26 protein-coding genes and 1 riboswitch are annotated in these 25,319 nt (G+C 64.5%); of the genes, 21 read left to right on the top strand and 5 right to left on the bottom strand.

Annotated features, from left to right (window positions below):
- Positions 1-170 precede the first annotated feature (170 nt).
- Complete coding sequence (locus CK224_RS10625; protein WP_095781723.1) at positions 171-1,937, top strand: acyl-CoA dehydrogenase family protein; 1,767 nt, start codon at positions 171-173, stop codon at positions 1,935-1,937.
- Between the two features lie 27 nt (positions 1,938-1,964).
- On the top strand, positions 1,965-2,717 hold the full coding sequence (locus tag CK224_RS10620; RefSeq protein ID WP_095781722.1) for a crotonase/enoyl-CoA hydratase family protein: 753 nt from the start codon (positions 1,965-1,967) through the stop codon (positions 2,715-2,717).
- Positions 2,718-2,736: 19 nt separating this feature from the next.
- Here the strand turns inward: CK224_RS10620 and pdxH are convergent, their stop codons facing one another.
- Complete coding sequence (pdxH, locus tag CK224_RS10615; RefSeq protein ID WP_067327835.1) at positions 2,737-3,354, bottom strand: pyridoxamine 5'-phosphate oxidase; 618 nt, start codon at positions 3,352-3,354, stop codon at positions 2,737-2,739.
- A 39-nt stretch (positions 3,355-3,393) separates the two neighbouring features.
- Between pdxH and CK224_RS10610 the strand changes: the two genes are divergently transcribed.
- From CK224_RS10610 to CK224_RS30740, 5 genes are all read left to right on the top strand, one after another.
- A complete protein-coding gene (locus tag CK224_RS10610; RefSeq protein ID WP_095781721.1) occupies positions 3,394-3,858 on the top strand; it encodes an RT0821/Lpp0805 family surface protein in 465 nt (154 codons plus the stop codon).
- A gap of 99 nt (positions 3,859-3,957) precedes the next feature.
- Positions 3,958-4,884, top strand: coding sequence for a J domain-containing protein (locus CK224_RS10605; RefSeq protein WP_095781720.1), 927 nt, complete (start codon positions 3,958-3,960; stop codon positions 4,882-4,884).
- A 107-nt stretch (positions 4,885-4,991) separates the two neighbouring features.
- On the top strand, positions 4,992-5,810 hold the full coding sequence (gene fabI / locus CK224_RS10600; RefSeq protein ID WP_067327837.1) for an enoyl-ACP reductase FabI: 819 nt from the start codon (positions 4,992-4,994) through the stop codon (positions 5,808-5,810).
- A 51-nt stretch (positions 5,811-5,861) separates the two neighbouring features.
- Entirely contained in the window at positions 5,862-6,449 is a 588-nt protein-coding gene (locus tag CK224_RS10595) for a histidine phosphatase family protein (RefSeq protein WP_095781719.1), read from the top strand.
- A 332-nt stretch (positions 6,450-6,781) separates the two neighbouring features.
- The gene (locus CK224_RS30740) at positions 6,782-7,240 is read left to right on the top strand and encodes a hypothetical protein (RefSeq protein WP_141245808.1); all 459 of its coding nucleotides are present in this window, start codon (positions 6,782-6,784) and stop codon (positions 7,238-7,240) included.
- A gap of 18 nt (positions 7,241-7,258) precedes the next feature.
- Here CK224_RS30740 and CK224_RS10585 read toward each other — a convergent pair whose 3' ends face one another.
- The gene (locus CK224_RS10585; RefSeq protein WP_066998075.1) at positions 7,259-7,516 is read right to left on the bottom strand and encodes a DUF1344 domain-containing protein; all 258 of its coding nucleotides are present in this window, start codon (positions 7,514-7,516) and stop codon (positions 7,259-7,261) included.
- 211 nt (positions 7,517-7,727) lie between these two features.
- On the opposite strand from CK224_RS10585, the gene aroC reads away from it, so the two are divergent.
- The 3 genes from aroC to CK224_RS10570 all read left to right on the top strand — a co-directional run bounded on the left by aroC (position 7,728) and on the right by CK224_RS10570 (position 10,598).
- On the top strand, positions 7,728-8,828 hold the full coding sequence (gene aroC / locus CK224_RS10580) for a chorismate synthase (protein WP_095781718.1): 1,101 nt from the start codon (positions 7,728-7,730) through the stop codon (positions 8,826-8,828).
- A gap of 101 nt (positions 8,829-8,929) precedes the next feature.
- Complete coding sequence (ribB, locus tag CK224_RS10575) at positions 8,930-10,030, top strand: 3,4-dihydroxy-2-butanone-4-phosphate synthase (protein ID WP_095777998.1); 1,101 nt, start codon at positions 8,930-8,932, stop codon at positions 10,028-10,030.
- Positions 10,031-10,061: 31 nt separating this feature from the next.
- On the top strand, positions 10,062-10,598 hold the full coding sequence (locus CK224_RS10570) for a GNAT family N-acetyltransferase (RefSeq protein ID WP_095781717.1): 537 nt from the start codon (positions 10,062-10,064) through the stop codon (positions 10,596-10,598).
- A gap of 25 nt (positions 10,599-10,623) precedes the next feature.
- On the opposite strand, the gene CK224_RS10565 is transcribed toward CK224_RS10570, so the two are convergent.
- Positions 10,624-11,847 carry an MFS transporter gene (locus CK224_RS10565; RefSeq protein WP_095781716.1) on the bottom strand — a complete coding sequence of 408 codons (1,224 nt, stop codon included), beginning with the start codon at positions 11,845-11,847 and terminating at the stop codon, positions 10,624-10,626.
- A gap of 121 nt (positions 11,848-11,968) precedes the next feature.
- On the opposite strand from CK224_RS10565, the gene CK224_RS10560 reads away from it, so the two are divergent.
- Entirely contained in the window at positions 11,969-12,559 is a 591-nt protein-coding gene (locus CK224_RS10560) for a TetR/AcrR family transcriptional regulator (RefSeq protein ID WP_066998060.1), read from the top strand.
- Between the two features lie 144 nt (positions 12,560-12,703).
- Positions 12,704-13,684, top strand: coding sequence for a hypothetical protein (locus tag CK224_RS10555; protein WP_095781715.1), 981 nt, complete (start codon positions 12,704-12,706; stop codon positions 13,682-13,684).
- Between the two features lie 30 nt (positions 13,685-13,714).
- Here CK224_RS10555 and bluB read toward each other — a convergent pair whose 3' ends face one another.
- Positions 13,715-14,452, bottom strand: coding sequence for a 5,6-dimethylbenzimidazole synthase (bluB, locus tag CK224_RS10550; protein ID WP_095777994.1), 738 nt, complete (start codon positions 14,450-14,452; stop codon positions 13,715-13,717).
- A gap of 42 nt (positions 14,453-14,494) precedes the next feature.
- Positions 14,495-14,673, bottom strand: a riboswitch (cobalamin riboswitch).
- A gap of 114 nt (positions 14,674-14,787) precedes the next feature.
- Between bluB and CK224_RS10545 the strand changes: the two genes are divergently transcribed.
- From CK224_RS10545 to CK224_RS10520, 6 genes are all read left to right on the top strand, one after another.
- On the top strand, positions 14,788-15,714 hold the full coding sequence (locus CK224_RS10545) for a histone deacetylase family protein (protein ID WP_066998053.1): 927 nt from the start codon (positions 14,788-14,790) through the stop codon (positions 15,712-15,714).
- A 3-nt stretch (positions 15,715-15,717) separates the two neighbouring features.
- A complete protein-coding gene (locus CK224_RS10540) occupies positions 15,718-15,969 on the top strand; it encodes an exodeoxyribonuclease VII small subunit (protein ID WP_095778033.1) in 252 nt (83 codons plus the stop codon).
- Positions 15,970-16,160: 191 nt separating this feature from the next.
- Complete coding sequence (locus CK224_RS10535) at positions 16,161-16,427, top strand: DUF2277 domain-containing protein (protein ID WP_066998050.1); 267 nt, start codon at positions 16,161-16,163, stop codon at positions 16,425-16,427.
- Between the two features lie 8 nt (positions 16,428-16,435).
- Entirely contained in the window at positions 16,436-17,356 is a 921-nt protein-coding gene (locus CK224_RS10530; protein ID WP_095781714.1) for a pirin family protein, read from the top strand.
- Between the two features lie 132 nt (positions 17,357-17,488).
- Positions 17,489-19,402, top strand: coding sequence for a 1-deoxy-D-xylulose-5-phosphate synthase (dxs, locus tag CK224_RS10525; RefSeq protein ID WP_095781713.1), 1,914 nt, complete (start codon positions 17,489-17,491; stop codon positions 19,400-19,402).
- Positions 19,403-19,553: 151 nt separating this feature from the next.
- Entirely contained in the window at positions 19,554-19,838 is a 285-nt protein-coding gene (locus CK224_RS10520) for a hypothetical protein (RefSeq protein WP_095781712.1), read from the top strand.
- On the opposite strand, the gene CK224_RS10515 is transcribed toward CK224_RS10520, so the two are convergent.
- The gene (locus CK224_RS10515; RefSeq protein ID WP_095781711.1) at positions 19,835-20,236 is read right to left on the bottom strand and encodes a GFA family protein; all 402 of its coding nucleotides are present in this window, start codon (positions 20,234-20,236) and stop codon (positions 19,835-19,837) included. The genes CK224_RS10520 and CK224_RS10515 overlap by 4 nt on opposite strands.
- A 114-nt stretch (positions 20,237-20,350) precedes the next feature.
- Here CK224_RS10515 and CK224_RS10510 point away from each other — a divergent pair, with 114 nt between their 5' ends.
- The 3 genes from CK224_RS10510 (at position 20,351) to CK224_RS10500 (ending at position 25,215) form a co-directional block, all read left to right on the top strand.
- On the top strand, positions 20,351-21,124 hold the full coding sequence (locus CK224_RS10510; protein WP_095781710.1) for a TlyA family RNA methyltransferase: 774 nt from the start codon (positions 20,351-20,353) through the stop codon (positions 21,122-21,124).
- Positions 21,121-22,362: a class I SAM-dependent RNA methyltransferase gene (locus CK224_RS10505; RefSeq protein WP_066998036.1), complete on the top strand. Its 1,242-nt coding sequence runs from the start codon at positions 21,121-21,123 to the stop codon at positions 22,360-22,362. The genes CK224_RS10510 and CK224_RS10505 overlap by 4 nt, the downstream gene beginning before the upstream one ends.
- A 144-nt stretch (positions 22,363-22,506) precedes the next feature.
- Positions 22,507-25,215, top strand: a complete 2,709-nt coding sequence (locus CK224_RS10500) for a caspase domain-containing protein (RefSeq protein WP_245425883.1) — start codon at positions 22,507-22,509, stop codon at positions 25,213-25,215.
- Positions 25,216-25,319 lie beyond the last annotated feature (104 nt).

Raw genomic sequence — 25,319 nt, 5'->3', positions numbered from 1 at the left:
GCCGGAACGGCGACTGAACCTCTCCGCCCGTGGACGACGAAGTCTACGCTTGCAAAATTCGCGTGTTTGACGTTTACGTAAAAAGAAGGACGCAGGCCAACCCCAAGAATGGATGGCCTCGCTTCGGCTCCGCGACTACGGTTGGCCGCACTGGAGGAGAAGCAGCAAACATGTATCGCGCACCGGTCGAGGACATCGCCTTCACGCTGAAGCAGGTAGCCGGCCTGAAGCCGGCGCTGGACGACGGCACCTTCGGCGACCTCGGCGAGGACCTGGTCGACGCGATCCTGGGCGAGGCCGGGCGCTTCGCCAGCGAGGAGGTTGCGCCGCTCTACAAGATCGGCGACGAGCATGGCGCGGTGCTTGTGGATGCCGCCGTCACCACGCCGCCGGGCTGGAAGGAGCTTTACCGGCGCTGGATCGAAGGCGGCTGGAACGCGCTGTCCGGGCCGGAGCAATATGGCGGCCAGGGCCTGCCCACCATGCTCGGCGTCGCCGCGCTCGAAATGTGGAACTCCGCCGCGATGGCCTTCGGCATCGGCCCGACGCTCACCATGGGCGCGGTCGAGGCGCTCGACAAGCACGCCTCCGCGGCGCTGAAGGCCAAATACCTCGCCAAGCTCGTCTCGGGCGAGTGGATGGGCACGATGAACCTGACCGAGCCGCAGGCCGGATCGGACCTCGCCGCTTTGCGCACCCGTGCCGAGCCTGCCGGCGACGGCACCTACCGCATCTTCGGCCAGAAGATATTCATCACCTATGGCGAGCACGATTTCACCGACAACATCGTGCATCTGGTGCTGGCGAGGCTGCCCGACGCGCCCGCCGGCACGCGCGGCATCTCGCTGTTCCTGGTGCCGAAATTCCTGGTCGATGACGACGGCTCGCTCGGCGCCCGCAACGACGTCTTCTGTTCCGGCCTCGAGCACAAGCTCGGCATCCACGCTTCGCCGACCTGCACCATGATCTATGGCGACGGTTTTGCGGGCATGACGCCCGGCGCCATCGGCTGGCTGATCGGCGAGGAGAACAAGGGGTTGGCCTGCATGTTCACGATGATGAACAACGCTCGCCTCGCGGTGGGCATGCAGGGCGTTGCGGTGGCCGAAACTGCCACGCAGAAGGCGATCGCCTATGCCAATGAGCGCCGGCAGGGCAAGGCATCTGATTATTCAGGGTCCGGCATGGCGCCGATCGTCCATCACCCGGACGTGCAGCGCAATCTTCTCACCATGCAGGCGCTGACGCAGATCGCGCGTGCTATCGCCTATTCCTGCGCGCACGCCATCGACCGTGCCCGTGTCGCCGAGGGCGAGGCCGCCGCCAACTGGCGCGACCGCGCCAATCTTTTGACGCCGCTGGCAAAAGCCTTTTCGACCGATGTCGGCGTCGAGGTCGCTTCGCTGGGGATCCAGGTGCATGGCGGCATGGGCTTCATCGAGGAGACGGGCGCGGCGGCGCTCTATCGCGACGCCCGCATCGCGCCGATCTATGAAGGCACCAACGGCATCCAGGCGATCGACCTCGTCTCGCGAAAACTGCCGCTCGGCGGCGGCGAGCACGTGCATCGTTATATCGGCGAATTGAAAGCGATGGCCGATGCGGTGCGCACCTCCAACATCGAGGGTTTCGGCCGCACCGCCGACAATCTCGATCGCGCGCTTGCCGATCTCGACGAGGCGACCCGCTTCTTGCAAAGGCTGATGGCCGACGGCAAGGCCGATGCCGCGATGGCTGGCGCCACGCCCTATCTGCGCCTAATCTCGCTCGCCGCCGGCGGCGCTTATTTGGCGCAAGGCGGCCTAGCCGACCGCGGCCGCGTCGCGCTTTGCCGCTTCTTTGCCGAGAACCTCCTAGGCGAGACGCGCGCGCTCAAGGAGCGCGTCATCGACGGCGCCGAAAGCCTCGCCGCCGCCGGCAAGGCACTGATCGCCTGAACAGCCAGTCAGCCGAAGGAACCGATCGTGACCGACCATATCCTCATCGAGCGCCGGGGCGCCGTGCAGATCATCCGCATGAACCGGCCTGAGAAGAAGAATGCGCTGACACGTGCCATGTACGCGAAAATGTCGGCCGCCCTTTCTGAAGGTGATGCCGATCCGACGGTTCGCGTCCATGTCTTTCTCGGCGTGCCCGGTGCCTTTTCCGCCGGCAACGATCTTGCGGATTTCCTGGTGATCGCCACCGGCGGCGAGGGCGGGAATGAGGTGTGGGATTTCCTGATGGCGCTGGCCAAGGCGGAGAAGCCGATGGTCTCGGGTGTCGATGGCATAGCGGTGGGCATCGGCACCACGCTCAATCTGCATTGCGACCTGACCTTCGCCACGCCGCGCACGCTCTTCCGCACCCCCTTCGTCGACCTCGGCCTCGTGCCGGAGGCCGGCTCCAGCCTGCTCGCGCCGCAGATCCTCGGCCGCCAGGGCGCCTTCGCGCTGCTCGGTCTCGGCGAAGGTTTTTCGGCTGAGCGCGCCAAGGCCGCCGGCCTGATCTACGATGTGGTCGTGGAAGACGCCCTGGAAGGCGCGGTGCTGGCTGCGGCGGCCGAGATCGCCGCCAAGCCGCCGCAGGCGCTTAAGATTGCCCGCGATCTGATGCGTGAGCCGCGCGAGGAACTCGTCGCCCGCATCAAGGTCGAGAGCGAGCATTTCCGCGAGCGGCTGAAGTCCGACGAGGCGCGCGCGGCGTTGACCGCCTTCATGACCCGCAAGAAAGGCTGAAACTCTTCGCTCTCGGCGATCAGGGGTAAAGCCGCGTCTTGTCCCAGCCGCCGGCGTCGTTTCTCGAGAACACGATGCGGTCATGCAGCCGGAACGGGCGGTCGTGCCAGAACTCGATCGTCTGCGGCAGGATGCGGAAGCCCGACCAGTGTTTCGGCCGCGGGATTTCGCCGATCGCATAGCGCGCCGTGTATTCGGCCACCGCCTTTTCCAGCGCGAAGCGGCTTTCCAGCGGCCGCGACTGTTTCGAGGCCCAGGCGCCGATGCGGCTGCCGCGCGGCCGCGTCGCATAATAGGCGTCGGCCTCGGCGTCGCTGACGATCTCCACCGGCCCGCGCACGCGCACCTGGCGGCGCAGCGATTTCCAGTGGAAGCACATCGCCGCCTTCATGCTGCCAAGAATCTCGCGGCCCTTGGCGCTCTCGAAATTCGTGTAGAAGACAAATCCCCTTTCGTCGAACCCCTTGAGCAGCACCATCCGCACATCCGGCATGCCGTCGGCGTCGACGGTTGCCAACGCAACGCCGTTGGGGTCGTTGATCTCGCTCTTGACGGCGTCGTCCAGCCACTCGGCAAACAGCCGGAACGGCTCCAAAGCCTCGGCGAAGTCACCGCTTGTTAACTCACTTTCGTTCATAGTTTTCCAAATTTTAACGTTGCGGGAGGAGTTCGCCGATTGTCGCGTATCGCGCAAGCTTTTGACAGCGGGCAATGGAGCGTTATTGCTTCGGCCAGCGCCAAGGCTGCGTTGCTGACATTGGCGCTTCCGCTCGCGGCCTGTGGCGCCGGCGGCTTCAGCCTCGAGAAGGCGGAGGTTGACCGCTCGATCATCACCTCCAGCGCGCCGTCCGCGCCCGCCGTGCCGGCAAGCAGCGACAACGACTCGGACCAGACCACGATCGGCAATGCGGTGTCTTCCGCCGACATCCAGGAGCTCGGCGGCCAGGCGGTGCCATGGGCCAATGCCGGCACCGGCTCGCGCGGCTCGATCACCGAGCTGGTCGAACTCAAGGATGGCGGCTTGACCTGCCGCCGCTTCAACGCGACGCGGGAAAGTTTCGACGGCGTCGCCATGTACCAGGGCGAGCTCTGCATTGCCGACGCCGGAGGCTGGCGCATGCAGGAGTTCAAGGGGCTCTAATTTCACTCTCCATTGGCATCTTGCACCACTGGAATTTCTTCCTATGCGAGCGCATATAGAGGGCAACTGTGGACCCAATCTCTCTTTCAGGCAGGAAGCATGCGCGACCCCTATGAGGTGCTGGGCGTTGCCAAGAACGCCTCGGCCAAGGAAATAAAATCGGCGTACCGCAAGCTCGCCAAGCAGCATCATCCGGACCAGAATCCGAATGATCCGAAGGCGAAAGAGCGTTTTGCGGCCGCCAACCAGGCCTATGAGATCGTCGGCGACGAGAAGCGCCGCGCAGCTTACGATCGCGGCGAGATCGACGCCGACGGCAAGCCGAGATTCCAGGGCTTCGAGGGCGCGGCCGGAGGCGATCCGTTTGCCGGATTCCGCCGTCAGCAGGGCCCGGGCGGGGCGCATTTCGAATTCCGCACCGGTCGTCCGGGCGGCGATCCATTCGACGGCAACAGCGATATCTTCAGCCAGATCTTCGGGGAGGCCTTTTCGGGTGGGCGGGGTCCAGGCCGTGGCGACCGTCGCCAGCCGGTCCAGGCGCCCGACCTCAATGTCACGCTGGACATCACCGTCGAAGAGGCGGCCACCGCGGAGAAGGTGACGGCGATGTTCCCTGACGGCCGCAAGATGGCGGTCAAGCTTCCCGCCTATGTCGAGGAGGGCCAGACCATCCGCCTGAAGGGTCAGGGCGAGCAGGGGCCCGGCCAGCCGGGCGACGCGCTCGTCAAAATTCACATTCGCCGCCATCCGCGCTATCGCATCGAGGGCCGCGACCTGCATGTCGACCTGCCTATCGAACTCGCCGACGCGGTGCTCGGCGCCAAGGTGGCCGTCGAGACGCCGACCGGCAAGCTCGCGGTCAACGTTCCCGCATGGTCGAGCTCGGACAAGGTGTTGCGCCTGAAGGGCAGGGGCCTGCCGGAAAAAGTAGGTGGCCATGGCGATCTCTACGCCCATGTGCGGCTGATGCTGCCGGAGGGTGGAGACGCCGATCTCGAAGCCCTGATGCGTAAGCGGAAAGGCTGATCGAAGCAGTTTTCTCCTCAAGCCAGTCTGTTTTCGACGCTTGAAGGGGCCCTGTGCCTGTGCGATAGGGCTCCACAAAGCAGACATTCTTGCGGAGAATTGCGCACATGGCGGGTGGACAGGGCCTGATGGCCGGTAAGCGAGGCCTCATCCTTGGCGTCGCAAACAATCGGTCGATCGCTTTCGGCATCGCCAAGGCTTGCGTCGATCACGGCGCCGAAATCGCGCTGACCTATCAGGGCGAGGCGTTCAAGAAGCGCGTCGAGCCGCTGGCGGCGGAACTCAACGCGCATGTCGCCGGCCATTGCGACGTGACCGACCCGGAAAGCCTGGACGCAGTCTTTGCCGACATCGCCAAGCACTGGGGCAAGCTCGACTTCCTCGTCCATGCCATCGCCTTCTCGGACAAGGACGAGCTGACCGGCCGTTATGTCGAGACGACGCGCGATAATTTCCTGCGCACCATGGATATTTCGGTGTTTTCCTTCACCACCATCGCCAAGCGCGCCGAGCCGCTGATGAGCGAAGGCGGCTCGCTGCTGACGCTGACCTATTACGGCGCCGAGAAGGTTATGCCTCACTACAACGTCATGGGCGTCGCCAAGGCGGCGCTCGAGGCCAGCGTGCGCTATCTGGCCGTCGACCTCGGCTCCAAGAAGATCCGCGTCAACGCCATCTCGGCCGGCCCGATCAAGACCCTTGCCGCCTCCGGCATCGGCGACTTCCGCTACATCCTCAAATGGAACGAGTACAACGCGCCGCTCAAGCAGACGGTGACGCAGGAAGAGGTCGGCGATTCCGGCGTCTACTTCCTGTCGGACCTGTCGCGCGGCGTGACCGGCGAGGTCCATCACGTCGATTCCGGCTACCATGTCGTCGGCATGAAGGCGGTCGACGCGCCCGACATCTCGACCGTCAAGGACTAGTTCTCTCCGCCTGTCTATCGTCCAGGCCCTGGCCCGACCTCCGGAGACCTGATGTATCCGCTCGTCTACATCGCGCGCCACGGCCAGACGCAGTGGAACGCCGAGGGTCGGCTGCAAGGCCAGGCGGATACCGATATCAACGAACTTGGCCGCGAGCAGGCGACGCAAAACGGCCGACGGTTGGCGGACCTTATCGGAAACGCCGCGAATTTCGATTTTGTCGCCAGCCCGATGCGCCGCACGCGTGAGACGATGGAACTGATGCGCGCGGCGATGGGTCTCGACCCGCTCGCCTATCGCACCGATCCGCGCTTGGTGGAGCTAAGCTTCGGCGACTGGCAGGGTTTCACCTTTGCCGAACTCGAAAAGCGTGTCCCGGGTTCGACCAAAAGCCGCCGCGCCGCGAAGTGGGATTTCCAGCCGCCCGGCGAGGGCGCCGAAAGCTACGAGATGCTGCTCGAGCGGATCAGGCCGTGGTTCGACGCGCTTCAACGGCAGACGGTCTGCGTCACCCATGGCGGGGTCATGCGCTGCTTCTTCCGCCTCGTCACCGGCATTTCCAAGCAGGAAGCCGCCAGTCTCGAGATGCCGCAGGACCGCCTGCTCCGGCTCGAGGGCCGCAGCCTGGAGTGGCTGTAAGCCTCTACACCCTGGCAACGAATTGATCGTAGCAGTCGGCAATGCTTACCTGTCATGCTCAGCTTACGATTTTGGGCCGGTTAGGACTGCATGTTCTCCAGTTTGATCGATAGAATTCGCCGACGGCTTGAGTTAGGTCGCCCAATTCGCCGCGGGCAGGCCCTAGGCGACATAGTCGCAGGAGCGCTGGCGGACACTCTGGCACCAGATTTTCAGCGAGTGGGCGATTTGTTCTGGGTGAGCGACCCAAGGGACCACATGCGCTATCTGTTGAAGTTTCAAACGATGAAAGGAATGACTTTTTTGCTTGCTGGGGCGTATCGGTCGACTTTGTGCCGATTTTCGGCCGTGGAAAATTTAAGTGGAAAAGAACGGCAAAGTCGGCCGCCTTTGATCTCTGTATCGACCCCATTGACCTGTCAGGCTCGATTCCAGGCTGGTGTTCTTTCTACGCCAACGATCGTGACTATCATGTCGAACGGGTTGCATTGGCTGCTGTAAAAGCCGCTCGACTGGATTGGTCGAAGATCACTGCATTGGGGGACGTCGCCCACATCTTCGAGCAACGGGCAAAGATGGAGTTCAAACGTTTCGCGTTGGAGAATTACGTGCAAACTGACCTGGCATGGGGCCTCATCCTAATCGCTTTGGGGCGGCTGAACGAAGGTCAGCATCGCCTCGACGCATTTTGTCAGCAGTTCGCTATAGCCCGAGGGTCGACTATCCTCGTAAAGGCGAAGGATGAAGCCACCAAGATAGCGGCCGGACGACCGGCGCCGTTGTTTCGTTGACCAGGTTGCGACCTAATTCTAGTCGCTGTCCGGCAGCTGCATATCGGTCACGACATTCTCGCCATTGGTCACGTCGTAGGCGAGGACGATATCCATGCCGGGCTTCAGCGCGTCGAGATCGGTTTCGGCGTTGAGCTTGTAGGACTTTCCGTCGTCCAGCGTCAGCGTCAGCGTGTCCTTGTCGACCTTCTTGATCAAGCCTTCGGTCTGGCCGGCGAACGCGGCAGCGGTGGAAATGAGCAACATGGCGCAGGCGGCGCCAATCAGGGTACGCATCGTCGTCCTCTTTGGTCATTGCGCCGGCATGAGCAACGGCGGATCCTCAACGGCGGATGGAAGAGAGCAGAAACCAACCGAATGTGTCAAAACTAAATCCTCCAGATCACAGATTGATGCATCCGATCACCGTTTGACCGCTGTGGAAAACGCCAATAGAAGGCACGCTTGAACCGGCGAACCGGGTCCGCGCCGGGCAGGGCGTTTTTCCATGTCTCACAACACCTTCGGCCATCTTTTCCGCGTCACCACCTGGGGTGAAAGCCATGGCGCCGCGCTTGGCTGCGTTGTCGACGGCTGCCCGCCCGGGATCCGCTTCAAGCGCGAGGACATCCAGGCCGAGCTCGACCGGCGCCGCCCGGGCCAGTCGCGCTTCGTCACCCAGCGCCGCGAGCCGGACGAGCTCAAGATCCTCTCCGGCTTCATCCTCGACGAGGACGGCGAGACGATGATCACCACCGGCACGCCGATCTCGATGCTGATCGAGAATGTGGATCAGCGCTCCAAGGATTACGGCGAGATCGCCCGCCAGTACCGGCCGGGCCATGCCGATTACACCTATGAGGTCAAATACGGGTTGCGCGACCATCGCGGCGGCGGCCGCTCCTCGGCGCGCGAGACGGCAGCTAGAGTGGCGGCCGGCGCGCTGGCACGCAAGGTGGTGCCGGGCATGGTGGTGCGCGGCGCGCTGGTTTCGATGGGCGAAAAGTCGATCGATCGCGCCAATTGGAACTGGAATTTCATTGGCGATGCGGAAAACCCGTTTTTCACCCCCGACCCGGCCTCGGTTCCGGTCTTTGCCGCCTATCTCGACGGCATTCGCAAGGCCGGCTCGTCGGTCGGCGCGGTGATCGAGATCGTCGCCGAAGGTGTGCCGGCGGGCCTCGGCGCGCCGATCTATGCCAAGCTCGACCAGGACATAGCCTCCGGCCTGATGTCGATCAACGCCGTCAAGGGCGTCGAGATCGGCAACGGCTTCGAAGCCGCCCGCATCACCGGCGAACAGAATGCCGACGAGATGCGGATCGGCAATGACGGCAAGCCGGTGTTTTTGTCCAACAATGCCGGCGGCATCCTCGGCGGCATCTCGACCGGCCAGGCGATCGTCGCCCGCTTCGCCGTCAAGCCGACCTCCTCGATCCTCACGCCGCGGAAATCGATCGACAAGGACGGCAAGGACGTCGAGGTCATGACCAAGGGCCGCCACGATCCCTGCGTCGGCATCCGCGCCGTGCCGATCGGCGAGGCCATGGTTGCCTGCGCGATTGCGGATCATTATCTGCGCCATAGAGGACAGACGGGAAGGCAGTAAGGCAGTAGGAGAGTATGTTACGTCGCATTCGGCGACGCCAAACTTTTTCCTTTTCCCTACTCCCTTACTGCCCTATTCCCCAAGCGAGCTAGCGAGCGTCCATGCCATACGACCAGAAGAAGATCGTCGAAGCGATCCGTGCTTTCGAGCGCGGCGAGATCGTCGTCGTCATGGACGATGATGGGCGCGAGAACGAGGGCGACCTGATCGTTGCCGCCGTCCACTGCACGCCGGAAAAGATGGCCTTCATCGTCCGCAACACCTCCGGCATCGTCTGCACGCCGATGCTGCGCGAGGACGCAAGGCGGCTGAACCTTGCGCCCATGGTGGCCGACAATGATTCCGCCCACACCACCGCTTTCACCGTCAGCGTCGACTTCAAGCACGGCACCACGACGGGTATTTCGGCGGACGACCGCACGCTCACCGTGCGTAACCTAGCCAACGGCAATGTTGGTGCCTCCGACTTCGTGCGGCCCGGCCACATCTTCCCGCTGATCGCGCGCGAGGGCGGTGTCTTGATGCGCTCGGGCCATACGGAAGCCGCGGTCGACCTGTGCAAACTCGCCGGGCTGCCGCCGATCGGCGTCATCTCCGAACTGGTCAACGACGACGGCACCGTCAAGCGCGGGCCTGAGGTGCAGGCTTTCGCCGCGCAGCACGGGCTGAAGCAGGTCTCGGTCGCCGATCTCATCGCCTATCGCCAGCGCAAGGAAACGCTGGTCGAGCGCGTCGCCTGCTCCGACATCGAGACGCCCGGCGGCAAGGCGCAGGTCTTCACCTACACGCTGCCCTGGGATTCCATGCACCATGTCGCGGTCGTCTTTGGCGACATCCGCGACGGCGAGGAGGTGCCGGTGCGGCTGCATTCGGAAGACGTCGTCACCGACGTCTTCGGCACCAGCCACCGCTTGGACCACATCATGGAGGCGATGGGCGAGCGCAAGCGTGGCGTCATCGTCTACCTGCGCGAAGGCTCGGTCGGCGTCGCCCATCAGGAGCGCAAACGGCCCCAGAGCGGCGACCGCGAGGATCACGAAGAGGCGCGCCGGCGCGAGAACGAGTGGCGCGAGATCGGGCTCGGAGCGCAGATCCTCAAGGATCTCGGCATTTCCTCGATCAACCTGATCGCCTCGCGCGAGCGCCACTATGTCGGGCTCGAAGGATTCGGCATTCACATCGCCAAGACGGAAATTCTCTGACGTTTCGGCCGACAGGCGGCGGAGAAAAACGATGGCCGCGCCATTGCCTCTCAGCCAGCAGACCGAACGACTGCTGCTACGCCGGCCCAAACAGGCGGATCTGGAGTTTCTGGCCGATCTTTTCTCGCGCCCCGAACTGGTGGCGCATCGCCCCGACCCGACGCCGGACACGCCGCAGCAGAGTGCCGCAAGGCTCGCTCGCGACATCGATCATTGGGACAGGCACGGATTTGGTCGCTGGGCGGTCGAAGCCAACGAGAGGCTGATCGGCTTCGGCGGTGTCACCTTATCGAGCGATTTCGATGGGCTGAACCTGTCCTATCATCTTCACCCCGAGACCTGGGGGCATGGCTACGCGACGGAACTGGTCCGGGGGAGCTTGCACGCGGCTTTCGGCCCCTTGCGCGCCGATCGGGTGATCGCACTGGCGCGTCCCGCCAATCCCGCATCGCGGCGCGTGCTGGAGAAATGCGGCTTCGTCTTCGAGCGAGAGATCATGCTCCATGGCGCGCCGACGGGGCTTTACGCAGTCCCGGCGGCGAAGTTCGTTCCAAAGCAGGACATATAGCCAGCCAGAGCCGGATGCATCGGTATCATCCAGCCGGAACAATCGCCGCTTCGCATTCATCCGGAGCGCAGTCCGGCGTCGCCAGCCGACACTGGCCGGCGAGCACGGTGACCAAAGCGACTGAGCCTGCCGCCACCGACACCCAGAACCCGTTCTGCGGTCCAAAAGTGTCGACCATCCAGCCGGCGGCGAAGGAGCCCAGCGCCATGCCGATGCCGATCCCGGTGGTCACCCAGGTCACGCCTTCCGTGAGCATTGCCGGCGGCACGTGGCGTTCGATCAGTCCAAAGGCGGTGATGAAGGTCGGCGAGATGGCAACGCCGCTGACGAACACGGCAAGCGCCAGCGTCGGCACCGTGTCGGCAAAAAGCAGTGGCAGAGTGGTAAGCGCGATGACGGCGACCGCTATCGCGAGTTGGCGTTGCAGCGGCGTGCGCAGGCTGAGCGCGCCGACGATGATGCCGAGCACGAAGGATCCCAGTGCATAGACGCCGATGACGAGGCTGGCTGCTTCGGGCTGGCCGAGCTCTTCGGTAATGGCAACGGTGGTGACTTCCGTGGTTGCGAAGGTCGCGCCGACAAAGATCAGCGCGAAGGTGATGATCTGCACCGGCCGCAGGCGGATCGCCGAACCGGCCGCGCCATCCTCGGCCGGGCGAATGGGCGGTTCCGTCGAACGCTGCAGCAGGAATGCCGCCGAGCCGAAGGCGAGCAGCAAGGTGCTCACCACCATCCCGGCTTCCGGGAACAGCGCGGCGCTCAAGCCCACCGACAGCGATGCCCCAGCGACATAGACCAGCTCGTCCGCGGCCGATTCGAAGGCGAAGGCCGTATTGAGCTCGGGGCGGTCGCGAAAAATCTCGGTCCAGCGCGCCCTGACCAGCGCCGGGATGCTCGGCATTAAGGCGGCAAGCAGCGACGATAGGAACAAGGTCCACACCGGCCAGTGCTGGTTGGCCGCGACGATCAAGGTCGCGAAGGCAAGCGCCGAGACAAGTGTCGTCGGCACTGCAATCCGGCTCTGGCCGAGGCGGTCGACCAGCCGCGAGACCTGCGGCGACAGGAAGGCGTTGACCAAAGCGTATGTGGCCGAGACGGCGCCGGCCAGCCAGTACTCGCCATGCGTTTGCGACAGCATCGCCACAATACCGATCGGCGCCATGGCGATCGGCAGCCGGGCGATGAAGGCTGCCGCGGCGAAGCTCTTCGTGCCAGGAGCCCGAAAGATTTCCGAATATGGGTTTCGCATGGTCCCGTTCCTCGACAAGGGAAGGCGCCGCAACTACATACGCAGCGTATGAATGTCAAATAGTTCATACGTCGCGTATGTCAATTAGCATACGACGCGTATGTGAATAAGGCCAGGAGCCATGCACAAACCCCGCAAGGAGATGATCGCCGAGACGCGCGCCAAGCTGATCGCGGCCGCGCGCCATGCCTTCGGCACGATCGGCTATGCCGAGGCCTCGATGGACGATTTCACCGCTTCGGCGGGTCTGACGCGCGGCGCGCTCTATCATCATTTCGGCGACAAGAAGGGGCTCCTGCAGGCGGTGATCGCCGAAATCGACGCCGAGATGGCGGCGCGGGTGAACGAGGTGGCCTCGCGGGCGCCTACTCGCTGGCAGCATTTCGTCGACGAATGCACCACCTATATCGAGATGGCGCTTGAGCCGGAAATCCAGCGCATCATGTTCAGGGACGGCCCGGCCGTGCTCGGCGATCCGGCTCAGTGGCCCAACGCCAGCGCCTGCACGGCTTCAATGACCGATCACCTGTCAAAGCTGCAGGAGGAGGGCGTCGTCGTTCCCGATCTCGATCCCGAGACCGCAGCGCGGCTCATCAACGGCGCCAGTAGCCAGGCCTCGCAGCGCATCGCCAATGCCAAGGATCCGGAAGCGACGTCGAAGAAGGTTGTGGCGGCGTTCAAGCAGCTGCTGGAAGGCCTGAAAACCAAATAGCATTCGGTCGCGGCGTTCCGGGCAATCACTCGGGTCCGCGCTGCCTCAGACAATTGTCCCCCGCTCAAAATCCCTCCGACATTGACTTTGGCAGGAGCGAGCGCATCCTCTCCCGCCAATTCTCTGAGGCGGAGGGTCGGGGCCATGTGGGACTTCAGCATCGGCCGGTCGGTGTCCATCATGATGCGGACGTGGCCGTTCATCGTCTTTCGCATCATCGTCTATTTCGGCATCACGGTGGCCTACATAACAGCGACCGGCACCGGCGCCAGCGTCGGTTACGGCGTCGGCCACATCTCGACCGATCCGGACGGGCCGATGTCCTTTGCCTTGTGGGGTGGGGTCGTCGGCTTCGGCGTGGTCTCGATCGCCGTCTACTGGATCCGCGAATACATTCTCTATGTGCTCAAGGCCGGCCATATCGCCGTCATGGTCCATCTGATCGACGGGCAGGACATTCCCGACGGCCAGGGCCAGATCGCCTATGCGCGCGAAGTGGTCACGAAGCGCTTCGCCGAGGCCAACATCCTTTTCGTCGTCGACCAGCTGGTGAAAGGCGCCATCCGCGCCATCACCGGGCTGATCGGCGGCATTGCTGCGTTCCTACCCATTCCAGGCTTGAGCGGCCTGGTGAGCTTCATCAACACCGTCATCCGCCTGTCGCTGACCTATGTCGACGAGATCATCCTCGGCTACAACATCCGCACCAATTCCAACTCGCCTTTCGAGACCGCCAGGCAAGGCGTCGTGCTCTATGCGCAGAACGGCAAGTTGATGGTCAAGAACGCCGTCTGGCTGGCGGTGATCATGTGGGGTGTTTCCTTCGTCATCTTCCTTTTGATGCTGGCGCCTGCCGCCGCGATCCTCTGGGTCATGCCGGGCCAGCTTGCCGGCTGGGCCTTCGTGTTGGCCATCGTCTTCGCCTGGGCCTTCAAGGCGGCTTTCATCGAGCCCTTCGCCATCGCTTCGCTGATGCAGGTCTACTTCGCCGCCATCGAGGGCCAGGTCCCCAATCCGGAATGGGACCGGCGCCTGGCCGAAGCCTCGTCCAAGTTCAGGGAGCTGCGCGACAAGGCGCTCAGCCCCTTCGGCGGCTCGCGCTGGGATTCGCCAAGGACCGCTTGAGCAGCAGCCCCGGCCACGAAGGCCGCCTGATCACGGCTTCGCCCCTTCACGGGAACCAAGGCGAGCGATCGCCGATTTGAGCGGCGCCTCGCCGGCGCCGCAAAAGGTCTCGCTCATCACCAGCTCGGGCAGCGGCAGGCGCTTGCCCCAGCCATGCGCTTCGAGGTCGGGCCTCGGCGCGAATTCCGAGACGCGGCCGACGCAGAGATAGGCGATCGGCGTGACGTGCTCGGGGATCGACAGCAGTCGCTTCAGTGCTTCGGGCTCGATGATGCTCACCCAGCCGACCCCGACGCCTTCCGCCCGCGCCGCGAGCCAGAAATTCTGCACCGCGCAGACGGTGCTGTAGAGGTCCATCTCCGGATTGTGCCAGCGCCCGAGCGGCGAGTTCTTCGAGCGCTGGCGGTCGCAGGTGATGCAGAGGTTGAGCGCGCTTTCGCAGATGCCCTCGAGCTTCAGCTTGCGGTAGAGCGCCCGCCGCTCCACCTCGATCGCCGGCAGTTCCTGTTCGCGCGCGGCCAAAAACAGGTCGCGCACCTGCCGCCGCCTTGTGGCGTCCCGGATGATGATGAAGTTCCAGGGCTGCATGTAGCCGACCGACGGCGCGTGGTGTGCCGCGGTGAGAAGCCGCGCCAAAACGCTGTCGTCGAGATCGTCGGCAAGGAAATGGCTGCGCACGTCGCGCCGGGTGAACATGGCTCGGTAGACGGCGTCGCGCGCCAATTGGTCAAAGTCATCGCCGCCGGCGGCGGCTGTTCGTGCCTGCATCGCTTGTCCCCTTGCGATAAGCAGTCCTCCGCCTGACCATGCGGATGACCATGTCTGCCGGGCCGGTCTTCTGGCTCGGGATCGACCCGCATCCGGCGCCTTCCCGTCTGGGACAGTGGCGTTTGCCGGCGCGGTCCCCCTCACAGCGTTGGGCACGCCACGGATTTCAACCGTGTTCCCGATTCTCCCGCGTTGCGGGCACCAGGCAGCGACGCGACCTTATCGCGAAGCCGAAGCCGGGCCAATGCCGCCAGCGACACGATTGGGCGCGATTTCCCCAATCATTCGGCGCTGAAACATGGCTATCCGTGCGACAGGTGCCTAGATTAGGCGCCATGACCACTCGTCTTTACACTCATCCGGTATTCCTGGAACACCTCACGCCGCCCGGCCACCCCGAGCGGCCCGACCGTTTGCGCGCCATCGAGCGCGTGCTCGACGACGAGGCTTTTTCGGCCCTCGACCGCGTCGAGGCGCCGGAAGGCGACGAGGCGACGATCCTTTACGCGCATCCGGAGGATTTCGTCGGCCGTGTCCGCGCTGCGATTCCCGAGACGGGGATCGTCTCGATCGATGCCGACACCAGCGCCAGCCCGAAAAGCTGGCAGGCGGCGGTGACGGCGATCGGCGCGGCCAACGCCGCAGTCGACGATGTGTTCGAGGGCCGTGCCGCCAATGTCTTCGTTGCCGCGCGTCCGCCCGGCCATCACGCCGAAAAAGCGACCGCGATGGGCTTTTGCCTGTTCAACACCGCGGCGATCGCCGCCCGTTATGCGCAGGAGAAGCATCTGGCCGAGCGCGTCGCCATCGTCGATTGGGATGTGCATCACGGCAACGGCACGCAGGACATTTTCTGGGACGATCCGTCGGTGCTCTATTGCTCGACCCACCAGATGCCGCTTTATCCGGGCACCGGTGCCAAGAGCGAGACCGGCGCCGGCAACATCGTCAACGCGCCGCTTGCGCCGAGCACCGGCAGCGACACGTTCCGCGACGCCTTCCTGTCGCGCGTGCTGCCGTCGATCGACGCCTTCCAGCCGGATCTGATCATCATTTCCGCCGGTTTCGATGCGCACCATCGCGATCCGCTGGCCGCGATCAACCTGACCGAGGATGATTTCGACTGGGCGACCGGCCAGCTGATGGAGCGCGCCGGGCGCCACAGCGGCAACCGGCTCGTCAGCCTGCTGGAGGGCGGTTACGATCTGCAAGGATTGGCATTTTCGGTCGCCGCCCATGTCGGGCGGCTGATGAAGGGATGAATGATGGCTGATGAAGCTAACCAAGACGTCAAGGCGATGAGCTTCGAACAGGCGCTCGACGCGCTGGAGAAGATCGTCGATGATCTGGAGCGCGGCGACGTTCCGCTCGACCAGTCGATCAAGATCTACGAGCGCGGCGAGGCGCTGAAGGCTCATTGCGACCGCTTGCTCAAGGCCGCCGAGGACAAGGTCGAGAAGATCAGGCTCTCGCGCGACGGCAAGCCGGTTGGAACGGAGCCGCTCGACGCCGAGTGAGGTGTATTGATATTCAGGTGAGGCCGCCTGCAAACGCGGCTTTCTGCGGTTCCGGTGCTCACGTCCTTCAAGTACGCTCCGGTCCGGTTCTCGGAACCCGCCATTTTCGGCTCGGTCTGACCTGAATCTCAACACACCTCGGTGCACAATGTCAGACCGGTTCGGGCAGAAAGCAGGTAAGGAGTTAAAGCATGTGCCGAAACATCAAGACCCTGTTCAACTTCGATCCGCCGGCGACCGACGACGAGGTCCATGACGCGGCGCTGCAGTTCGTGCGCAAGCTGAGCGGCGCGACCAAGCCGTCCAAGCGCAACGAGCATGCCTTCAACCACGCCGTCGAGGCGATCGCCGCCGCCGCGCGCGAACTGCTTGACAGCCTCGAAACCACCCAGCATCCGCGCAACCGCGAGGAAGAGGCTGCCAAGGCGAAGGCCCGATCCGCGCTCCGCTTCGCCTGACGCCGGTCATGAGCTTCTTTCCGGGCAACGATCCTGAGGCCGGCGACGCCTTCGCCTGCGACCAGATCGAGTTGATGGTCATTCCCAACGCCAAGGACATTGGCGGCTTTGAGGTTCGCCGCGCCTTGCCGACGGCGAAACGCAGGCTGGTCGGTCCATTCATCTTCTTCGACCGCATGGGTCCGGCCATCCTGCGCGCCGGCCATGCGATCGACGTGCGCCCGCATCCGCATATCGGGCTGTCCACCGTCACTTATCTGTTCGACGGCAAGATCAGGCATCGCGACTCGCTCGGCACCGAAATGGTGATCGCGCCGGGCGACGTGAATTTGATGACCGCCGGCCGCGGCATCGTTCATTCCGAGCGCACGCCCGAGGAATTGCGCGGCGCGCCGATGTCGATTTCCGGCCTGCAAACCTGGCTGGCGCTGCCGGACAGCAAGGAAGAAATCGCCCCGGTGTTCGCGAACACGTCGGTCGTCCACCTGCCCGAAATCGATGCCGAGGGCGTTAGCGGCCGCGTCGTCATCGGCGAATTTTCCGGGCTGCGCTCGCCCGTCGCGACCGCCTCGGAAACGCTCTATGCCGATCTGCGGCTGGCGGCGGGCGCCAGCGTCAAAATCCCCGGCGACGCCGAGGAACGCGCCATCTACACGCTGGAGGGCGAGGTTTCGATTGCCGGCGACCGTTTCCCGGCCGAGCGGCTTTTGGTGTTCAAACCGGGCGAGGAAATCGTCGTGTCGTCCGAGCGCGGCGCGCATTTCATGCTGTTCGGCGGAGCGTCGCTGGGCTCCAAGCGCTATATCTGGTGGAATTTCGTTTCGTCCTCGAAAGAACGCATCGAGCAGGCCAAGGAAGAATGGAAGACGGGCCGCTTCGATATCGTTCCTGGCGATGAGGAAGAATTCATTCCGCTGCCGGAAGGTTAGCGCAGAATGGACATTCTGCGCCGGGCGCGTCACTGACACGCATTTACATTGGCGCGCCGTCAGCCTATCTCGCGCATAGCAAAGCGCATATTTGAAGGTTAACCCAAGGTTAAGTTGACAGGCCGTCCCAGAGTGAACCCGAAGCCTGACACGCCGCTCCTCGACAAAGTCCGCATCCCGGCGGATCTGCGGGCGCTTGATGAAAGCGAGCTGCCGCAGCTGGCGACCGAACTGCGCGCGGAGCTGATCGATGCGGTGTCGCACACCGGCGGCCATCTTGGCGCCGGTCTCGGCGTCGTCGAGCTTACGGTTGCGCTGCACTATGTCTTCAACACGCCGGAAGACCGGCTGATCTGGGACGTTGGCCACCAGGCCTACCCGCACAAGATTCTGACCGGCCGCCGCGACCGCATCCGCACGCTTCGCCAGGAAGGCGGTCTCTCCGGCTTCACCCGGCGCGCAGAGAGCGAATACGACCCCTTCGGCGCAGCGCATTCCTCGACTTCGATTTCGGCCGGCCTCGGCATGGCGATGGGCCGCGACCTTGCGGGCGGCCGCAACAATGTCATCGCCGTCATCGGCGACGGCGCCATGTCCGCCGGGATGGCCTATGAGGCGATGAACAACGCCGGCGCGCTCAATGCCCGCCTGATCGTCATCCTCAACGACAACGACATGTCGATCGCCCCGCCGACCGGCGCGATGAGCGCCTATCTGGCGAGGCTTGCCTCCGGCAAGACCTATCTCGGCCTGCGCGATTTCGGCAAGAAGCTGACCTCCTATCTCGGCAAGCGCGCCGACAGCGCCATCACCCGCGCCGTCGAGCATGCGCGCGGTTACGTCACCGGCGGCACGCTGTTCGAGGAGATGGGATTCTTCCACATCGGCCCGATCGATGGACACAATTTGGAGCACCTGATCCCGGTGCTGAAGAACGTCCGCGATAATGGCGACGGTCCCATTCTGATCCATGTCGTCACCCAGAAGGGCAAGGGCTACGCGCCGGCGGAGGCCGCCGCCGACAAGTATCACGGCGTCAACAAGTTCGACGTCATCACCGGCGCGCAGGCGAAAGCGCCGGCCAACGCGCCGAGCTACACCAAGGTCTTCGCCGAGAGCCTGATCCAGGAGGCGCGCGAGGACGAACGAATCGTGGCGATCACCGCCGCCATGCCGAGTGGCACCGGCCTCGACCTCTTCGGCGAGGTGTTCCCGGCCCGAACCTTCGATGTCGGCATTGCCGAGCAGCACGCGGTGACCTTCGCCGCCGGCCTCGCCACCGAAGGCTACAAGCCCTTCGCCGCCATCTATTCGACCTTCCTGCAGCGCGCCTACGATCAGGTGGTGCACGACGTGGCAATCCAGAAACTGCCGGTGCGCTTCCCGATCGACCGCGCCGGCTTCGTCGGCGCCGACGGCGCCACGCACTGCGGCGCCTTCGACACGACCTTCCTCGCCTCGCTGCCTGGCTTCGTCGTCATGGCCGCCGCCGATGAGGCGGAGCTTCGCCATATGGTGCGCACGGCAGCCGACTACGACGGCGGCCCGATCGCCTTCCGCTATCCGCGCGGCAACGGCGTTGGCGTCGACATGCCGGAGCGCGGCTCAGTGCTCGAGATCGGCAAAGGCCGCATTCTCAAGGAAGGCACCAAGGTGGCGCTGCTCTCGTTCGGCACGCGGCTGCAGGATTGCCTGCTGGCCGCCGAGGAACTCGGCGCCGCGGGCCTTTCGACCACCGTTGCCGACGCTCGCTTCGCCAAGCCGCTGGACGAGGATCTCATCCGCCGCCTCGCGCGCTCGCATGAGGTTCTCGTGACGGTCGAGGAGGGCGCGGTCGGCGGCTTCGCCAGCCAGGTGCTGCATTTCCTTGCCCATGAAGGCCTGTTGGAAAACGGTCTCAAGGTGCGCCCGCTGGTCTTGCCGGACGAGTTCACCGATCACGCCAAGCCTGAGAAGATGTATGCCGACGCGGGCCTCGACACGACCGGCATCGTGCGGACGGTCTTCGCCGCACTCGGCCATGGCATGCAAGCGCAGCGCGCCTGAATCGAAAACTCAGCTCTCCGATTGAGTCTGTCGGCTTGCGGGTGCAACTGTTTGTTTAGGTTTTCATTTGGCCGTTCGGTTACCTTGTCTTTTGGCCGATTTTCAACGGGCGCCCTGCTAAGACCCTGGTCCTAGGTAGGGGATAAGAACAATGAAGTCGTTCCTTTGCGGTATGGCCTTGCTGAGTGCCATGGCCGCTCCGATGGCAGCCGAAACGCGTTACGACCGCAACCTGGAAAAGGCGGTGATGGACATCGTCGCCGGCAAGATGGGCAACATCCGGGGCGGCTTTTCCTACAAGCAGGCTCCCCAACTGGTGGTGCTGCCGGAAGCCGCGCCGACAGCGCCAGCTCCGGCTGAGCCGCGCGAGCAGGCCTCCAACAATGACGGCCTGATGCCGGCGGTCGAGCGCCCGGTCTCGCGGACTATTTTCTAAAACCACATATCGCGCACGCAGCGGCCGTCGCGCGGCAGGTCGTCGAACGTTTCGAGGCCGTCGAAATGCTCGATCGGCAGGTCGGCGACCGCCTCCGGCGGGGCCAGCCTGACATTGACGGCGATGCGAGTGCGGCCGCTCGAGCCGGGAAGCAACCCGCGCCAGGCGAGCACACAGGCGCATTTCGGACAGAACAGGATTTCCAGCGCGGGCTCGGCCAGCTCGACCCGCCTGTAGGAGCTCGTCGGACCTGCGATGCGGATACGCTCGTCGACATAGTCATAGGCCCAGAGCGTGCCGTAGCGGCGGCAAAGGGTGCAGTTGCAGGCGGTGATCGATCCCGGATCGCCTTCCAGCGTCCAGTGCGCAGCGCCGCAATGGCATGTTCCCTTCAGCATGGCTCTTCCTCGACCGGGTGAGCGGACTTTCGGCGCCGGCATTCTGCCGTGCTCCGCGCCATATTCAACAGGGCTGCCATTGCCTTCGCCGCCGGCTTTCGCCAATGAAGGCCGATGAGTTCCTCTCTGCCCGCCAGCGCGCGTCCGCGTCTCGACGAACTGCTCGTCGCACGTGGCCTGTTCGCCAGCCGTTCCCGCGCCCGCGACGCGATCGAACGCGGCACCGTCACCGTCGACGGCGCAGTCGCCCGCAAGCCGGGCCAGCCCGTGGCGCCACACTGCGTCGTTGCCGTCGACGATCCGGCGCAGGCGTATGTGTCGCGCGCGGCGCTGAAGCTGATTGCCGGCCTCGACCATTTCGGCCTCGATCCCTCTGGGCATGAGGCGCTCGATATCGGCGCCTCGACCGGCGGCTTCACCCAGGTGCTGCTCGAGCGTGGTGCTACCCATGTCACGGCGATCGATGTCGGTCACGGCCAGATGCACCCCGAAATTGCCGCCGATCGGCGGGTCACGGTCATTGAAGGGCTGAATGCGCGGGACCTGACCGCCGCTGATCTTGGCGACCGCGTTCCGGATTTCCTGGTCTGTGATGTCAGCTTCATCTCGCTGAAGCTGGCGCTGCCGCCGGCGCTGGCCTTGGCGGGCGAGGGCGCCAGGGCGCTGGTTCTCGTCAAGCCGCAATTCGAGGCGGGGCGCGAGGCGATCGGCAAGGGCGGGCTGCTCAAGGACCCGAGCGATGCCGAGCGCATCGCCGCCGGTTTGCGCGACTGGCTTGCCGGCATGCCGGGCTGGCGCGTGCTTGGGCTGCATCCATCGCCGATCGAGGGCGGCGACGGCAACCGCGAGTTCCTTCTCGCCGCGATCAAGGACGCGGTATCGCCATGAGCGCGCGCTTCACCATCACAAGGCTCGGTTCGCAGGGCGACGGCATCGCCGGTGCCGATGGCGGCGAGGTCTTCATCCCGTTCACGCTGCCTGGCGAGACGGTCACCGCCGCGCGCCAGAAGGACCGCGCGACGCTGATGTCGGTTGTTGAGGCTTCACCGCTTAGGGTTGATCCGCCCTGCCGACACTTCACCGAATGCGGCGGCTGCGCGTTGCAGCATTTCGAGGCCGACGGCTACCGGCAGTGGAAACGCGAACGGGTGGTGCAGGCGCTCAAGATCAAGGGCATCGCTGGTCAGATCGACGCGCTGGTGCCTTGCGCACCGCACACGCGCCGGCGCGTCGTCTTTAGCGCTCGGCGCACCGAGGCCGGCATGCTGCTCGGCTTCGTGCGCGCGCTCTCCTCCGAGATCATTCCTATCGAGGAATGCCCGATCTCATTGCCGGCAATCGTTGATGCGCTCGATCCTTTGCGAAGGCTGGCAGGACTGGTCTGCGCGACGCCGAAAGCCTTCCACATGACCGTCACCGCCACGGCGTCCGGCCTCGATGTCGCCGTCCATGACGCGGGCAAGCTCGGCGAAAACCAGCGCCGCATCGCTTCCAATTTCGTGATGGCCGCGGGCTTGGCGAGGCTTTCGATAGACGGCGAGGTGATCGTGGAGCCGAAGAAGCCGGTGGTGCAGTTCGGCTCGGTCGCCGTCGCCCTGCCGCCCGGCGCCTTTCTTCAGGCGACGGAGGCCGCCGAGCAGACGATGGCCGGTCTCGTCTGCCAGCACCTGTCGCGTGCCAAGAAGGTCGCCGACCTGTTCGCCGGCTGCGGCAGCTTCGCGCTCCGGCTGGCGGCGAAGTCGGAGGTCCACGCCGTGGAGGGAGACGCCCCGGCGCTTGCCGCGCTCGACCGTGCCTCCCGCTTCGCCAGCGGCTTGAAGCGCGTGACCAGCGAGCGTCGCGACCTCTTCCGCAGGCCGCTGACCTTCAAGGAGTTGAGCGGCTTCGACGGCCTCGTCTTCGATCCACCGCGCGCCGGCGCGGAGGATCAGTCCAAGCAGATCGCCCGCTCAGACGTGCCGCTGGTCGCGGCCGTCTCCTGCAATCCGACGACGCTGGCGCGGGATCTGCGCATCCTCATCGACGGCGGCTATCAACTGAAGAGCGTGACGCCGATCGACCAGTTCCTGTGGTCGCCGCATGTCGAGGCCGTCGCGCTGCTGGAGAAGCCGAAGCGGCGCCGGTAGTCCGCGAGAGCCGGTTCGCAAGAAACTTGAAGCCTCTCTTTTCCGAAATTTGCGCCCTAAAGCCGCCTTCTTGGAGGTCTTAGTTTTGCGCTGTTAGGGAAACATTCCTGCTCTTTCGGCGTTACTGAAATAAGCGGATGGCGGATGGCGGATAACGGACAGCGCATTGCCATGCAGACGCTTCTAAAATTCCTCAGCCTCATCGTTCTCATCGCTTTTGGCGCCGCGTCCGCGACCGGTGCGCTCGCGCAAGAGCAAAAACGTCTCGCCTTCGTCATCGGCAACGGCGCCTATCAGTCCGGCGAGCTCGCGACTGCCGCCAATGACGCCGGCCTGATCGCGCAGACCCTGCAGGCGGCAGGGTTCGACGTCGTCGGCGCGCGCGATGTCGATCAGGACTCGCTGCGCGGCGCGCTGCGCGATTTTCTCGGCAAGGTTTCCGCCGCCGGTCCCGACGCGGTCGTCTTCGTCTATCTTGCCGGCCACGGCGTGCAGTTCGAAGGGGAGAACTACTTTCTTCCGGTCGATGCCCAGATCGCCAGTCCAGCCGACGTGCCGCTTCAGGCAATGCGGCTCTCGGATGTCACCCGGTCGTTGGCCGGATTGCCGACGAAGGTAAACATCGTTGTGCTCGACGCGGCGCGGCCTGATGCCTTGCCCAAGATGAGCCAGCCCCTGGCCGGTGGTCTCGCGCTTGTCGATCCCGACCCGAACATGCTGATTGCGTTCAACGCGGCTCCGGGAACGGTCGCGCCGGAAGGCAAGGGCCCTTACGGCGCCTATGCTCAGGCGCTCGCCGAAATGATACGCGAGGGCGGGTTGTCGCTTGACGAGGTGTTCGACCGCACGCGGCTGCGCGTCAACGAGATGACGCAAGGCGCGGAAGTTCCGTGGCATGCCTCGAAGATCACCGCGCCTTTCGTCTTCTTCGACCGTGCCGCGGACGCGCCCGCGCCCAAGGTTTCGGAGGCCGAATCCCGCTCCAATCGGACCAGGGCGATCCGGGATTTCGACGCTCGTGACGCTTATATCGCGGCTCTCGACCGCGACACGATGCGCGGCTACGAGGATTTCCTCGTCGCCTATCCACACGATCCGATGGCTAAGCGCGTGCGCGCCATTGTCGCTGCGCGGCGCGAGGCGATCACCTGGCGCGAGACCTGGCTGGAGGACACGCCGGAAGCCTACTGGTCTTATCTGCGGCGCTATCCGCGTGGTCCGCATGCCTGGGACGCACGACGGCGGCTCGAACATTTCGACGCTGCCCTGGAGCCGCCGGAGGAGTTCACCGTCTATGAGTATGATTTGCCGCCGCCGCCGGAGGAGGAAATCATCTATATCGACCGTCCGGTGCTCTATTTCGACGATCCCGATTTCGACTTCGAACCGCCGCCGCCGATCACGGTGATCTTCCTGCCGCCGCCGCCGCCGGATTTCATCGTGCTTCCGCCACCTCCGCCGCCGGTCGACGTCTTCATCCTGCCGACGCCGGTATTCGTGCCGATCCCCGTATTCATCAGCCCGCCGCGCCACGTCGTGCCGCCGCCGAACGCCATCATCTTCAACAACATCCACAACACGACGGTCATCAACACCTTCAACACGACGATCAAAAACGAGACCATCGATCGGGCTGCGCAGCCGAGCGCCGGTGTTCGGCTTGACCGCCCCACAGCCCAGAAGACGACGGAAGGCGCCGTTGGTGGCCGCGCCGATGCTCTGGCGGCCAAGGTCCCACTGCCGCCGCTCCTGCAGAAGAGGGCGGCCAAGCTCCGTCAGGCCCCATCCAATCAGCAACAGGGCGCCTTGCCGCCGCAGCCTGGTCAGCGTGTTATCCAGCGCCAGCAGCCTGACACCTCGCCGGAGACCTCGTCCAGAACCGGCAAGCTCTCAACCGATCACGCCTTGCCCGGAGCCGATGGCAAGAGGCTGCCGCTGGTCAACGGCAAGCCGGCGCTCGACGGCCAGAACTTGCCCGGCAACAAGTTGAAGAGGCAACCCGGCAGGCAAGGCGTCTCGGGCGGCAACCAAGAGGCGACGGGAACTGCCGGTCCCGACAGGACCGGGAAGCAGGACACGGATCGGAAGAGGGGCAAAAAGCTCCGCAACCTGCCCGCCGTCAACGGCATGCCGGCCGACAACGGGCAGAGCGCGCGGGAGAAGTTCAGGCAGAACAGTCCCAAGGCTTTATCCGAACGGAGCGGTGGCAAGCCGAGGAAGCTGACGCGCAAGGATTTGTCCGCAGGCCAATCCGTGGTCGAACCGAGCGATCAAGGTTCGGCCGCCGCGAGCAACAAGGGCAGGAAGGTCCGCAAGCTGCCTACCGTCGACCGGATGCCGGCTGAGAACCGGCCGAGCGTGCGCGAGCGGCTCAGAAAGAACAATCCCGACGTGTTCTCTGATGAAAACCAGGGCTCGGCTAATACGAAGAGCAAGAAGTTCCGCAGACTGCCGAGCGTTAGTGCTGGGCCACCCGACAATGGACCGGCCATGCAGAAGCGGTTCAGGAGGAACAATCCGACCGTGTTCTCCGACGAGAAACAGGGCTCGGCCAGCGGGAACGACAGGCGCAGGACGTTGCGCCGGCTGCAAAACGAAGAAGGTTCCGCCGGCCGGGAGGTCACCGTCCAGCGCGACTTCAAGGTCAACAGGCCGAACCAGAACGCGCAGCGCCAGTTCAGGCAGGAAAGGCCTAACGAGCAGGTGCTGCGGCGGCAGAGGTCGGAGCCACGCCCGGAATTGCGTTCGCAGCCGAGGCCGCAGATGCAAGAGCGGCGTCTCCCCCGGGAGAAGCCGCAGCCCAAGAAGAAGCTCTCTTGCGGACAGCAGGGCGAGCCGGCCTGCAACCAGTAGGCCGGCGCGGTCGAGCCGGCGCCTTACCTTTGCGAGCCGATTTTTCGGCATGAACGTGCAAGGCAGGGGCGCCGGTTTGCAGCGTCGTCTCAACCGTCAAAAGC

It is taken from the genome of Mesorhizobium sp. WSM3862, assembly GCF_002294985.1.
GTDB lineage: Bacteria > Pseudomonadota > Alphaproteobacteria > Rhizobiales > Rhizobiaceae > Mesorhizobium.
The sequence above is the reverse complement of the archived record's forward strand: the minus strand, read 5'-3'. Positions and strand labels throughout refer to the sequence as shown.

Coding starts and splice junctions, on each gene's coding strand:
- CK224_RS10625 (WP_095781723.1), top strand. CDS start 171: ATGTATCGCGCACCGGTCGAGGACATCGCCTTCACGCTGAAGCAGGTA.
- pdxH (WP_067327835.1), bottom strand. CDS start 3,354: ATGAACGAAAGTGAGTTAACAAGCGGTGACTTCGCCGAGGCTTTGGAG.
- CK224_RS10605 (WP_095781720.1), top strand. CDS start 3,958: ATGCGCGACCCCTATGAGGTGCTGGGCGTTGCCAAGAACGCCTCGGCC.
- fabI (WP_067327837.1), top strand. CDS start 4,992: ATGGCGGGTGGACAGGGCCTGATGGCCGGTAAGCGAGGCCTCATCCTT.
- CK224_RS10595 (WP_095781719.1), top strand. CDS start 5,862: ATGTATCCGCTCGTCTACATCGCGCGCCACGGCCAGACGCAGTGGAAC.
- CK224_RS10585 (WP_066998075.1), bottom strand. CDS start 7,516: ATGCGTACCCTGATTGGCGCCGCCTGCGCCATGTTGCTCATTTCCACC.
- aroC (WP_095781718.1), top strand. CDS start 7,728: ATGTCTCACAACACCTTCGGCCATCTTTTCCGCGTCACCACCTGGGGT.
- ribB (WP_095777998.1), top strand. CDS start 8,930: ATGCCATACGACCAGAAGAAGATCGTCGAAGCGATCCGTGCTTTCGAG.
- CK224_RS10570 (WP_095781717.1), top strand. CDS start 10,062: ATGGCCGCGCCATTGCCTCTCAGCCAGCAGACCGAACGACTGCTGCTA.
- CK224_RS10565 (WP_095781716.1), bottom strand. CDS start 11,847: ATGCGAAACCCATATTCGGAAATCTTTCGGGCTCCTGGCACGAAGAGC.
- CK224_RS10560 (WP_066998060.1), top strand. CDS start 11,969: ATGCACAAACCCCGCAAGGAGATGATCGCCGAGACGCGCGCCAAGCTG.
- CK224_RS10555 (WP_095781715.1), top strand. CDS start 12,704: ATGTGGGACTTCAGCATCGGCCGGTCGGTGTCCATCATGATGCGGACG.
- bluB (WP_095777994.1), bottom strand. CDS start 14,452: ATGCAGGCACGAACAGCCGCCGCCGGCGGCGATGACTTTGACCAATTG.
- CK224_RS10545 (WP_066998053.1), top strand. CDS start 14,788: ATGACCACTCGTCTTTACACTCATCCGGTATTCCTGGAACACCTCACG.
- CK224_RS10540 (WP_095778033.1), top strand. CDS start 15,718: ATGGCTGATGAAGCTAACCAAGACGTCAAGGCGATGAGCTTCGAACAG.
- CK224_RS10535 (WP_066998050.1), top strand. CDS start 16,161: ATGTGCCGAAACATCAAGACCCTGTTCAACTTCGATCCGCCGGCGACC.
- CK224_RS10530 (WP_095781714.1), top strand. CDS start 16,436: ATGAGCTTCTTTCCGGGCAACGATCCTGAGGCCGGCGACGCCTTCGCC.
- CK224_RS10520 (WP_095781712.1), top strand. CDS start 19,554: ATGAAGTCGTTCCTTTGCGGTATGGCCTTGCTGAGTGCCATGGCCGCT.
- CK224_RS10515 (WP_095781711.1), bottom strand. CDS start 20,236: ATGCTGAAGGGAACATGCCATTGCGGCGCTGCGCACTGGACGCTGGAA.
- CK224_RS10510 (WP_095781710.1), top strand. CDS start 20,351: ATGAGTTCCTCTCTGCCCGCCAGCGCGCGTCCGCGTCTCGACGAACTG.
- CK224_RS10505 (WP_066998036.1), top strand. CDS start 21,121: ATGAGCGCGCGCTTCACCATCACAAGGCTCGGTTCGCAGGGCGACGGC.
- CK224_RS10500 (WP_245425883.1), top strand. CDS start 22,507: ATGGCGGATAACGGACAGCGCATTGCCATGCAGACGCTTCTAAAATTC.